The organism is Pontibacter pamirensis (genome assembly GCF_010015475.1).
GTDB classification, from domain to species: Bacteria; Bacteroidota; Bacteroidia; order Cytophagales; family Hymenobacteraceae; genus Pontibacter; species Pontibacter pamirensis.
The window spans coordinates 166395-177815 of record NZ_SSNI01000012.1; the positions used below are offsets into that span (position 1 = coordinate 166395).

General features: G+C 47.2%; 11 protein-coding genes, 1 tRNA gene and 1 rRNA gene. 11 read left to right on the top strand and 2 right to left on the bottom strand.

Going from position 1 to position 11421, the window contains the following annotated elements; all coding sequences use genetic code 11:
- Positions 1-55: 55 nt before the first annotated feature.
- The 5 genes from E1919_RS12220 (at position 56) to E1919_RS12240 (ending at position 4424) form a co-directional block, all read left to right on the top strand.
- Positions 56-1390 carry a dihydroorotase gene (locus E1919_RS12220; RefSeq protein ID WP_162053685.1) on the top strand — a complete coding sequence of 445 codons (1335 nt, stop codon included), beginning with the start codon at positions 56-58 and terminating at the stop codon, positions 1388-1390.
- Between the two features lie 155 nt (positions 1391-1545).
- A tRNA-His gene (locus E1919_RS12225) sits at positions 1546-1622 on the top strand.
- A gap of 135 nt (positions 1623-1757) precedes the next feature.
- Positions 1758-2681: a PfkB family carbohydrate kinase gene (locus E1919_RS12230; protein WP_162053686.1), complete on the top strand. Its 924-nt coding sequence runs from the start codon at positions 1758-1760 to the stop codon at positions 2679-2681.
- A gap of 150 nt (positions 2682-2831) precedes the next feature.
- Positions 2832-3050, top strand: a complete 219-nt coding sequence (locus E1919_RS12235) for a hypothetical protein (protein ID WP_162053543.1) — start codon at positions 2832-2834, stop codon at positions 3048-3050.
- Positions 3051-3185: 135 nt separating this feature from the next.
- Positions 3186-4424, top strand: a complete 1239-nt coding sequence (locus E1919_RS12240; protein WP_162053687.1) for an NAD(P)/FAD-dependent oxidoreductase — start codon at positions 3186-3188, stop codon at positions 4422-4424.
- 280 nt (positions 4425-4704) lie between these two features.
- Here the strand turns inward: E1919_RS12240 and E1919_RS12245 are convergent, their stop codons facing one another.
- The gene (locus E1919_RS12245; protein WP_162053688.1) at positions 4705-6420 is read right to left on the bottom strand and encodes a M61 family metallopeptidase; all 1716 of its coding nucleotides are present in this window, start codon (positions 6418-6420) and stop codon (positions 4705-4707) included.
- A 162-nt stretch (positions 6421-6582) separates the two neighbouring features.
- Here E1919_RS12245 and rpmH point away from each other — a divergent pair, with 162 nt between their 5' ends.
- The 5 genes from rpmH (at position 6583) to E1919_RS12270 (ending at position 10215) form a co-directional block, all read left to right on the top strand.
- Entirely contained in the window at positions 6583-6744 is a 162-nt protein-coding gene (rpmH, locus tag E1919_RS12250; RefSeq protein WP_115566561.1) for a 50S ribosomal protein L34, read from the top strand.
- 38 nt (positions 6745-6782) lie between these two features.
- Positions 6783-7193: a ribonuclease P protein component gene (locus tag E1919_RS12255; RefSeq protein ID WP_162053689.1), complete on the top strand. Its 411-nt coding sequence runs from the start codon at positions 6783-6785 to the stop codon at positions 7191-7193.
- 27 nt (positions 7194-7220) lie between these two features.
- Complete coding sequence (locus E1919_RS12260) at positions 7221-8870, top strand: S41 family peptidase (RefSeq protein ID WP_162053690.1); 1650 nt, start codon at positions 7221-7223, stop codon at positions 8868-8870.
- Between the two features lie 127 nt (positions 8871-8997).
- Positions 8998-9693 (top strand): tRNA (adenosine(37)-N6)-threonylcarbamoyltransferase complex dimerization subunit type 1 TsaB, encoded by a 696-nt coding sequence (gene tsaB, locus E1919_RS12265; protein ID WP_162053691.1) that lies wholly within the window; start codon positions 8998-9000, stop codon positions 9691-9693.
- Between the two features lie 9 nt (positions 9694-9702).
- On the top strand, positions 9703-10215 hold the full coding sequence (locus E1919_RS12270) for a DUF2480 family protein (RefSeq protein ID WP_162053692.1): 513 nt from the start codon (positions 9703-9705) through the stop codon (positions 10213-10215).
- Positions 10216-10786: 571 nt separating this feature from the next.
- Here the strand turns inward: E1919_RS12270 and E1919_RS12275 are convergent.
- Entirely contained in the window at positions 10787-11215 is a 429-nt protein-coding gene (locus E1919_RS12275) for a hypothetical protein (protein ID WP_162053693.1), read from the bottom strand.
- A 1-nt stretch (position 11216) separates the two neighbouring features.
- On the opposite strand from E1919_RS12275, the gene E1919_RS12280 reads away from it, so the two are divergent.
- Positions 11217-11421 (top strand): 16S ribosomal RNA (locus E1919_RS12280); the annotation flags it as partial.

An 11421-nucleotide genomic window follows, 5' to 3' on the forward strand; every position in this document is an offset into this window, starting at 1 on the left:
CTGTTTATTTGCTTTTATTTTGTTGATTACGGGTAGCATCCCGTATCTTAGCTTCATGAAAAGTACGCTTATAAAGAACGCACAGCTTGTAAACGAAGGAAGTACAACCATTTCCGATGTATTGATCAAAGACGGACGCATTGCGCAGATAGGCCAGAACATAACAGCCGAAGCCGATGAAATAATTGATGCCACCGGGCTGCATTTGCTGCCTGGCATTATAGATGACCAGGTGCACTTCCGGGAGCCGGGCCTCACCCACAAGGCAACCATAGGGTCTGAAGCGAGAGCGGCTGTGGCAGGCGGCGTGACCTCGTTCATGGAGATGCCGAATACTGTTCCCAATGCCGTAACGCAGGAACTGCTGGAGGACAAATACAACATAGCCGCTGAAACCTCACTGGCTAACTATTCCTTTTTTATGGGTGCCACCAACGATAACCTGTCGGAGGTACTGCTGACAAACCCGAACACGGTGTGCGGCATCAAGATATTTATGGGATCCTCTACAGGCAACATGTTAGTAGATAACGTGGAGACGCTGGAGCAGATCTTTTCTAAAGCCAAACTGCCTATAGCGGTGCATTGCGAAGACGAGCAGATTATTCGCGATAACATGGCGCTTTATGAAGAGAAGTATGGGGACGATATACCTGTAAAGTGCCACCCGGAAATCAGAAATGAGGCGGCTTGCTTTAAATCTTCTTTTATGGCCGTGAAGCTTGCCGAGAAGCACAACACGCGCCTGCACATTCTGCACATCTCCACCGAAGAAGAACTAAAGCTGTTCCGCAACGATATTCCGCTGGAGCAGAAACGCATCACAGCAGAGCTATGCGTGCACCACATGTGGTTCGACAAAGAAGATTATGATGAGTTCGGTACACAAATCAAATGTAACCCTGCCATAAAAGAGGCACGGCACAAGAAAGCGCTGCTCCAGGGGCTGCTGGATGATAAGTTAGACATTATTGCCACAGACCATGCACCGCATACCTGGGAGGAGAAGCAGGGCACATACAAGAAAGCGCCATCGGGTGTGCCTTTGGTGCAGCACTCACTGCAGATGATGCTGGAGTTTGTGCGGGAGGGCAAGCTGACGCTGGAGAAAGTAGTCGAGAAAATGTGCCATGCCCCAGCCATATTGTTCAATGTGCGGGAGCGCGGCTATATCAGAGAAGGATACTGGGCCGACCTGGTGCTGGCAGATTTAAATAAGCCCTACACCGTTAGTAAAGACAACATCCATTATCAGTGTAACTGGTCACCGTTCGAGAACCATACCTTCCAAAGCACCATTACCCATACCTTTGTGTCGGGGCATTTGGCTTTTGCCAACGGCGCTTTTGATGAGAGCAGGAGAGGGGAGCGTTTGCTGTTCGACAGATAGAAACTGCGGCAGGAAAGCAGGTAAATATTCAGGGAAAATATATTTCTGATCTGTAGTATCTTAGCCTTTTGTGCTGATTTTAGGGATAAAAAAGTGCGTCAGGTTATTGCTTTGTATGATTTCCTCTGTATATTTGCACACTCAAACGAGACACGGTGGTTGTAGCTCAGTCGGTTAGAGCACCAGATTGTGATTCTGGGGGTCGTGGGTTCGAGCCCCATCTTCCACCCCAAGCCCTTGAAGCTAACTTCAAGGGCTTTTTTTATTTCAATGGTTATATTGCTTCATGGTTAAATTGTTGAGTTCAAGTATGAATTAACAAGGCCATTCAACAATTAGACAATCAACAATCCAACAATTAAAAAATATGAGCTTAGTAGTAGTAGGTTCGATGGCGTTTGATGCGCTGGAGACACCCTTCGGGAAAACAGATAAAATTGTAGGTGGTGCAGCCACATATATTTCTTTGTCGGCTTCTTATTTCGTGGAGCCTGTGAACGTGGTATCCGTAGTGGGCGGTGATTTTGACCAGGACCACATTCAGTTGATGCACCAGCGCAACATCAGCACCGAAGGCGTGCAGGTAAAGGAGAACGAGAAGTCATTCTTTTGGTCTGGCCGCTATTTTAACGACATGAACAGCCGCGAAACGCTGGTAACAGAGCTGAACGTGCTGGGCGATTTCGACCCGATTATTCCAGAGAGCTACCAAGGCTGCGAGTACCTGATGTTGGGTAACCTCGCCCCGCAGGTGCAGCGAACTGTAATCGAGCGTCTTAACAAGCGCCCGAAACTGGTGGTAATGGATACCATGAACTTCTGGATGGACATTGCCCTGGATGCGCTGAAAGAAACCATCGCACTGGTGGATGTACTTTCTATCAATGATGAAGAGGCACGCCAACTGAGCGGAGAGTACTCTTTAGTAAAAGCAGCTAAAGTTATCATGGCGATGGGGCCTAAGTTCCTTATCATCAAAAAAGGCGAGCACGGTGCTCTGTTGTTCAACGAAGACAAAGTTTTCTTTGCGCCAGCCCTGCCTTTAGAGGAAGTGTTCGACCCAACCGGAGCCGGCGATACTTTTGCAGGAGGCTTCATTGGGTATATTGCCAGCACCGGCGATATCAGCTTTAATAACATGAAGCGCGCGGTTATCTATGGTTCGGCTTTGGCTTCGTTCTGTGTAGAAAAGTTTGGTACAGAGCGCCTGAAAAACCTGACGCAGGAGGAGATTGACGCCCGTGTGCAGCAGTTTGTGAACCTGGTGCAGTTTGATACTGTGCTGCAGTAGTTTAGCAGTGCTTATATGTATGGGAAAGGGAGGTTTTATCTCCCTTTTTGCATTTTATGAAGTTGGTCTACGAAGGTTAATTCTACTAAAATGTAACGAAATGTATGCAGAAGGCGTATAAATAAGTATACAACACAAGGAGATAGGACTATGAGCGAAGATAAAAATAATAATAAAGAGAGACTGCAGAAACAGTCAGAAGAAAACGTTACTTCGAAAATTGAAAACAAACGACAGCAGGAAGGGTATACAGAAAACGTAGCCATTGACCCTGCTAAGAAAATACAACAAACTGACGATTCTAAAGTACAGAATCCTAACCGCAACTTAGCACAAGGCGGTAACAACATGCCATACGACAAAAAGTAAGGCATTAAGCGCAAAATAACAACTATGAAAACATAGAAGGAGGATAGCCTAAGCGGTTATCCTCTTTTTTTGTGCTTCCGGGTGTGCAGCTCAGGCCTTAAATCTCTATCTTTCGTTTTGTTCATACCATATTGCATGTACCAAACTGATATCTGTATTTTGGGGGCTGGCCCGGGAGGCGCAACGGCAGCGCTGCACTTAGCTAACAAAGGCATCCCATCTCTCCTGGTCGACAAGGCCACTTTCCCTCGCGATAAAGTCTGCGGCGACGCCCTGAGTGGCAAAGTAGTAAATGAGCTGCGGCGCATTTCTCTGGAGCTGCCCGCTTTGTTCAGCCAGCAGCAGGAGCAATTGCCATCCTGGGGTATACATTTTATCTCACCTGGGGGGCAGCAACTGAGTGTGCCGTTTAAGTATAATTACAACAAGGCGCAGGATTCTCCTGCAGGTTATATAGCCAAGCGTATCCATTTCGATAACTTTCTGATTGAGCAGGTAAGGCAGCGCCCGGAGGTGCAACTGTGGGAGGGCGTGGAACTGACGCAGTATGAACGGCAGCCGGATGGCAGCTTTATACTTTCAGGCAAAGACGGGCAGCCGCTGGTACAGGCAAAGCTGCTGATTGCTGCCAATGGAGCGCAGTCGGGGTTTGCGCGGCATGTGGCCCAACTGCAGCAGGAGCCGGAGCATTTCTGTGCCGGTTTGCGTGCTTATTACCAGGATGTGGCAGCGCTGGATAAAGATAATTTTATCGAACTTCACTTCTTCAAAGATTTTCTGCCGGGTTATTTCTGGATTTTCCCGCTGCCAAACGGCCACGCCAACGTAGGGGTGGGCATGCTGAGCAGTGCCGTGAGCAAAAAGAAAGTGAACCTGAAAAAAGAAATGCTCCGCATGATAAAGGAGCACCCGGAGCTGCAAAAGCGTTTTGTCAACGCCCAACTCATTGGCAACATTAAAGGATACGGCCTGCCACTGGGGTCAAAGAAAAGAAACATCTCCGGCGATAATTACATGCTGGTGGGTGATGCCGGCGCTCTCATTGACCCATTTACGGGCGAGGGCATTAGTAACGCCATGATCAGCGGAAGATGGGCAGCTGAGCAGGCGGCACAATGCCTGCAGGAGCAAAACTTCTCTGCCGCATTCTTGAAAGCGTATGACGCAGCCGTATACAACCGCCTCTGGAAAGAGCTGAAACTAAGCCGGAAGATGCAGCAGTTGCTTCATTACCCCTGGCTCTTCAACCAGGTAGCGGCCAAAGCCTCCAAAAACAAAGCCTTAGCCGAAACCATCTCCTGCATGTTCAACGACCTCGACCTGCGCGAGCGCCTCAAGCAGCCATCGTTTTACCTAAAGCTGCTGTTTAATTAGACAAAGAACCTTTAAACAAAAAGACAAAGGATATCTTTTTCTGACATTTCATTCTTTTGTCATCTCGACGATAGGAGAGATCTTCATTGTATGCTAATAGAGCACACCTAGCTTATTAAATGGCATGGATGTTTTTGTGTCTCATCCTCCTTCTAAACCTCAACAACATAAACAGATCTCTCCTATCGTCGAGATGACAGTAATGAGGATGTAGATTCAGCAAGTTCTTTGCATTCTCCTACATATGTCTTTGTCTTGTATCCTCTGTTCAAATTCTCTCCTAAAAGTCCTGCTTCAGCCACAGCTTAAAGTGCTGCTTCTGCTCCGCAGTGGCGTCTGCGCGCTTTTCAATAGTGAATTTGCTGTAGTAGCTTTTCTCATCTTGCTGTAGCTGCACTACCCGCAGTTGCTTCTCCCTAAACAAGGTCAATTCTACCCCCACAGGCTTTAGTGACAGTAGTTGCTGCAGGTTGTTCTCCAGCTTCCGACCATTCAGTGCTATCAGCTCATCCTCTATACTGAGCACCTTGCTGGCAGAAGCATCCGGTGCAACGGCCGTTACTTTCACCACTTGGTCTGAGGATACCTTGAAGCCATACCTGCCTTCATGCAGCAGCGGGTTTTCCTGTTCTTTTAGCATGCAGCCAACAAATCGAAGCGCTTCATCCAGAGCAGGTTCAAGCGGCGCTGTGCCATTTATGTACTCATCAAAATAAGACCGGAACGATTGACCCGCTACCTCATCCACCAGTTGCGCATAGTCTTGCTCGGTATAGCCCACGTCTCTTCTTCCGAAGTTCTCCCACATTTTGCGCATTACCGTGTCAAGAGAGGCGGTGCTGCGTGTTGCCTGGCGCAGTTGCAGGTCCAGCAGCAGGGCAGTGAGCGCTCCTTTTATATAGATGGATACTTTGCGGTCGGGGATGCCAGGTTTATAGCCATCCAGCCACAAATCAAAGGAGGAGTCGGCGACGGAGAGGTGGTGGCGGCCGTAGTCTGCAAAGTAGCGCTGCAGCGTAGTATTCAACTCCTCGAAATACTGTGCTGCCGTGAATACACCCGAACGTGCCAGCATATAGTCGCCGTAGTACGTGGTGATGCCTTCCGCCACATAACCCGCTCTAAAGTAGTTTTCTTGTGCAAAGTTGTAAGGCAGCATCTCTTTAGGGCGTATTTTCTTAATGTTCCAGGTATGAAACAGCTCATGCGAACTCACCCCAATAAACTCTTTGTACAGGCTCGGCTGCATCAGCAGCTCTCCCGGACCTAGCGTGATAACGGTGGAGTGGCTGTGTTCCACGCCGTGGTAGAAGCGATAGGGCAGTATCTCGTTCAGGTAATGGTATTCCGGCACCGGAAATTCACCGAACACCTCCAGTTGCTCTTTTGTGAAGGCGGCAAAGTTCTGCTTTATCTTCTCCCAACCCGGCTTGCAATCGCCTTGTACCCATATATAAAAGGGAATATTATTCACCTCGAAAGTTTCCTTCTTCAGGCTGCCGCTGGCTATCAAGGGGCTGTCGACAAGAGCGTCGAAGTTGGCAGCTTCCAGCATGTGCTTTTCTTTCTCGGGTAAGCCGCAGGCAATCTGCCAATCGGTGGGTATGCTGAGTTGCAGTTGACAAGGCTCCTGCTCACGCGCCTCCACCGCCATCAGGCAATTGATAGGGTTCAGGTACAGCTGCTCCTCATCCAGCCACGACCCGCCGGCATCCATTTGCCGCGCAAAGAAGCTGTACTTTATCTCTATTGTTTCAGTTCCGGCAGCTTTTACCAGCCAGCGGTCTCTTGTTGTTTTACCTATAGGTATAGGTTCTCCGTTGGCGCTGGCGCTGATACCCCTAAGTTTCTGAGCAAAATGCTGCAGTTCATAACGGCCGGGACGCCAAGCAGGCAGTTGCAGGTAAAGTTCCTGTTGCCGGTTCTGGGGTATGGTCAGGGTGATGTCGACGAAGTGCGTGAGCGGATTTGTGTACGAAATGTGGTAGTTTATCATGTTTAAAAGTAGTCGTGCATTAAAAAAAACATCCTCTGTTGCTGCTTTAACGCCGTTTTAGTGCATTTCGGTAGAGTTTTATGAAGAATGTTGGCCACTGACATTGCTAATTTACAAAAGGTTGCCTAATTTTGCAGGCCATAATAAAACCATTGGCATACGATGAAAAGAACATTCCAGCCTTCTCAGAGAAAAAGAAGAAACAAGCACGGTTTCAGATCAAGAATGGAAACCGCTAACGGTAGAAGAGTATTGGCCAGCAGAAGAGCCAAAGGCAGAAAGAGAATTTCTGTTTCTGACGAAAAAAGACATAAGGCGGCTTAGTCCCTAACGGGGATAGCTTCGCTTAGTCGTTTCCGCTGATGCACGTAGAGCCAGCAGGCGAACATAAAGCAGAGCGGCCAACTCTCTATACATTTTCAAAAGAAGAACGCTTGTGTAGTAAGCGCCTCATCGCGCTGCTGTTTAGCAAGGGTTCTTCTTTTAATGTATACCCGTTGCGGTTTGTGTACTACGCACCGCAAGATGCGCCTCCTGGCCAGCCGCAGGTGCTTATTTCCGTTTCTAAACGCTACTTTAAGCGCGCCACCGATCGAAACCGCCTGAAGCGGCAGATACGGGAGGCATACCGCCTGAATAAGCATATCCTTTACCAGAACCCAGCGCAGGCTCCGCAGCTTCTGGGTATCCTCTATATTGGTAAAGAAAAAAAGTCCTTTGATTCTATTCAGAAAAAACTAATTTCAGGTTTGGAACGTTGTTTGATTAAGTAGTCTCTCCACGTCCTTAACCTTGAAATTATGTACAAGAAATATATAACTGGCCTCCTAATCGGTACGCTGGGCCTTGGTCTGTTCTCTTTTAAGTCTGAATCTGACCGCTATTTCGAGATCGCTAAGAATCTTGATGTCTTTGCCACTTTATTTAAAGAGGTAAATACATACTACGTAGATGATGTGCCCCCGGCACAGATGATGCGTATCGGCATAGACGCGATGCTCAAGTCGCTGGACCCCTACACCAACTATATTCCCGAAGACGATATTGAAGATTTCCGCACCATGACCACTGGTCAGTATGGCGGTATCGGTGCTATTATCGGTAGCCGTGATGGAAAAGTAGTGGTGCAGATGCCCTATGAAAACTCCCCGGCCCATAAATCAGGCCTGGTTATCGGCGATGAAATCCTGAAAATTAATGGCGTATCCGTTACAGGTAAGTCTACCGGTGATGTAAGCAAAATGCTGAAGGGGCAGGCAAACACGACCGTTAAATTAGAGGTGCGAAGCTATGGACAGACGAAGGGCAGAACAGTAGAGCTTACCCGCTCCAATATTATGGTGGAGAATGTGTCGTATGCTGGCATGATTGACGAAGAAACAGGCTACTTCCAGTTGTCGGGCTTTACGGTGGATGCTTCGAAAGAGGTGAGAATGGCAGTGCAGAAACTAAAAGAGCAGGGGGCTAAGAAGATTATCTTTGATTTACGCGACAACCCGGGTGGTTTACTGCATGAGGCGGTAAACATTTCGAATGTATTCGTGGACAAAGGAAAAGATATTGTAAGCACCAAAGGCAAAGTAACGGATTGGAACAAAACCTATAAGTCGCTGGATGAGCCGTTGGATAAGGATGTACCACTTGTAATATTAACCTCATCCCGAAGTGCTTCCGCTTCTGAAATTGTAGCAGGCGTGATGCAGGACTACGACCGGGCTGTACTGGTGGGAGAGCGCACCTTTGGTAAAGGCCTGGTGCAAGCTACGCGCCCGCTTTCTTACAACTCTCAACTAAAAGTAACAACAGCTAAATACTATATACCGAGCGGCCGCTGTATTCAGGCAATTGACTATGCGCATCGCAACGAAGACGGTAGTGTTGGTAAAATTGCAGATTCGCTGCGTGTTGCTTTCAAAACAGCGAACGGGAGAGTGGTATATGATGGTGGCGGGGTAAGACCTGATGTGGAGGTAGAACAGCAGGCATTTTCAGATATTACAAAAGCCATTGCTTCCAAAGGTCATTACTTTCAGTATGCCAACAAGTATAAAGCCGAGCATGGTGCCATTGTGGCTGCTAAAGAGTTTAAACTGACAGACAAAGAATACCAGGATTTTGTGGCTTACTTAGCAGATAAGGATGTTTCTTACCGCACGGGTATTGAAAGCGAACTGGAAGACGTGGCCAAAAAAGCGAAAGAAGGCAAGCACTATGATGATATCAAAGCAGAACTGGAGGCAATCCAAAAGAAAGTGTCTCATAATAAAGCGAACGACTTGATGCGTTTCAAATCAGAAATAATGGAGGTGCTTGAGGCTGAAATTGCTTCTCGCTACTATCTGCAGAAAGGATACATTGAGTCAACTTTTGATGATGATCCAAATATCCTGATGGCAAAACAAGTATTGGATGACCAGCAAAAATATAATTCCTATTTAAAAGGAAATTAAGGTATTAAAAATAAAGGAGAGGGTGGTGCAGTAATGTGCCACCCTTTTTTAATTCTAAACACGGTCAGGGAAGATTTTTGGTTACTTGTTGCTTTCCGCTAATTTTGCAGAAAATCATATTTAAAATATGCCACTTTTACTCGCACTTGAAACTTCTACCACTGTTTGTTCCATTGCCTTGTTCAAAGACCAGCAGCTATTAGGTGCTTCGGAATTGCAGATAGAGAAATCGCATTCATCGCACATCACCGTTATCATATCGCAACTGGTGGAGAATTGCGGAGTGACTTTAAAGGAGTTAGATGCAGTGGCTGTTTCAGGAGGACCAGGCTCTTATACAGGGCTCCGGATTGGCTCTTCCACGGCGAAGGGCCTGTGTTATTCGCTAGATATTCCGCTGCTGGAGGTGTCAACACTCTATGGGTTGGCGGCGCAGGTCGTGGCCGCCACTCCTGATCCGGGGCGTTTCCTGTTCTGCCCTATGCTGGATGCCCGTCGTATGGAAGTGTATACCTGCCTGCTGGACAGCATGCTTCAGGAGGTGAGCCCAATAGAGCCGGTGGTGCTGGAGGAGCATACTTATGAGGATAAGCTGAAGGATAAGCCTATTCTCTTCTTTGGAAGTGGTGCGCAGAAGTTTAAAAATCTGGTAACAGATGCAGGACATGCGTTGTTTATAGATGACATACTTCCATCAGCTAAAACGATAGGACAACTGGCGCTAAAGAAGTATGAGCAAAAAGCATTTGAAGATGTGGCGTATTATGAACCCTTCTATCTAAAGGATGTTTATATAACAAGTGCAGGGAAAAGCACAAAATAAAACAGAACTATGTCAGAGTTGATAAATAAAGTAGCGCAAAGCGCACTGGTAACATTAAACCTAGAGGAGCTGTTGCACCCGGGGGAGCGCGTAGTGTATGATATAAAAGATAACCTGTTTCATGGGCTTATTCTGAAGGAGAAAGATTTTCGGGCGTTCGTAAAGGAATTCGATTGGTCTCAGTACGTCGGGAAAAATGTGGCTATTATATGTAGTGCAGATGCCATTGTTCCCACCTGGGCATATATGCTGTTGGCATCAAAGCTGCAGAATCATGCAAACTATTATGTGTTCGGAGATTTGGAAGCGCTGGAGCAGGCAATGATGCAGGAGGCGATCGACAATATTAATCCGGAAGAATACAGAGAAGCGAAAGTAGTGATAAAAGGCTGCGGAAGCATACCTGTGCCTACTTATGCTTATGTAGAGGTAATGAGAAAACTGCTGCCTGTAACGAGTAGCCTGATGTATGGGGAACCCTGCAGCACAGTGCCGCTGTATAAGAAGCCGAAGAACAGTTAATTTAAAGCTGCAGCGTGTTAAGAGGGGCAGGAAGATTACTTCCTGCCTTTTTTGTGTCTGCATCTTTTAGCTATTCAGGTTAAACAAATAGGTAGTGTAAATCCAGAGGAGAAAGCCCAAAGAAAGAATGAAATGCACGAAAACTACCAAGACTTGTATTGTTGTTTTTCTTTAGTGCCTGAGCAGCGGGCGCTGTAGGGAGAAGCTTAAAAAATTTCCCATTCCTTCAGGAACTTCAAAGTCCTCTATTGGTGTTAATCTCAAGTGCCCGCAAAAGTGAGGCCGTAGGGCTTCAAAGGGCTTCAAAAAATTTCCTAACAGAGCCTCAGGAACTTAACTAGTCTGGCGTGGAAAAACAAGCGGTTTTTCAGCCTAGCCGCTTGCGGATAAAGGAAAGATTACTACTTTTGCATCCCCGTTCGGCAGGGACGGGACAAGAGAGGGTGAGAGGGCAGCGCAGAGAAATAAAACTTCCCCTGCTGCTTGCAAATCGGGAAAGAGTTCTTACCTTTGCATCCCGTTTGGGCAGGAGGCGGTCAGGAAGAGGGGTTGTTAACACGGGCCCCACGGACTAAAGAAGAAGGAGAGAAAGAGAAGAAAATACTTCTCTTTGGGTATTGCGGAAAGGGAAACATTTCGTACCTTTGCAACCCGCTTCAGAAGGAAGGGGAAGAAAAGAGAGACAGGAAAATAAATTCTTCTTTTTTATTGCAAAGAGAGAAAAGGTTCTTACCTTTGCATCCGCTTCGGGAAACAAGGCGACAGGCCCTTGGGGAAGAGAGAGAAACACCGGCATCGGATGGTGCCACAAGGGAAGAAAGATGTTCTTCACTACGTTCTTTGAGAGATTGATTGAGACAGAAAATTTAAGGTAAACCGCGCGGGTGATTGGAAAATCAGCTGCGTCAGCTCCTTTCCCTTCGCAGGGAGAGCGAGTAATTTTAGGAAAGCCGGGGTCGGACGAACACATGAACAGCTTCGGCTGTTTGAAGTAATTCATTACAATGGAGAGTTTGATCCTGGCTCAGGATGAACGCTAGCGGCAGGCCTAATACATGCAAGTCGAACGGATTCAGAGACTTCGGTTTCTGGGTTAGTGGCGCACGGGTGCGTAACGCGTATGCAACCTGCCTTCTATTGGGGGATAGCCCACCGAAAGGTGGATTAATACCGCATAAGACAATAACACGGCATCGTGTAGTTGTT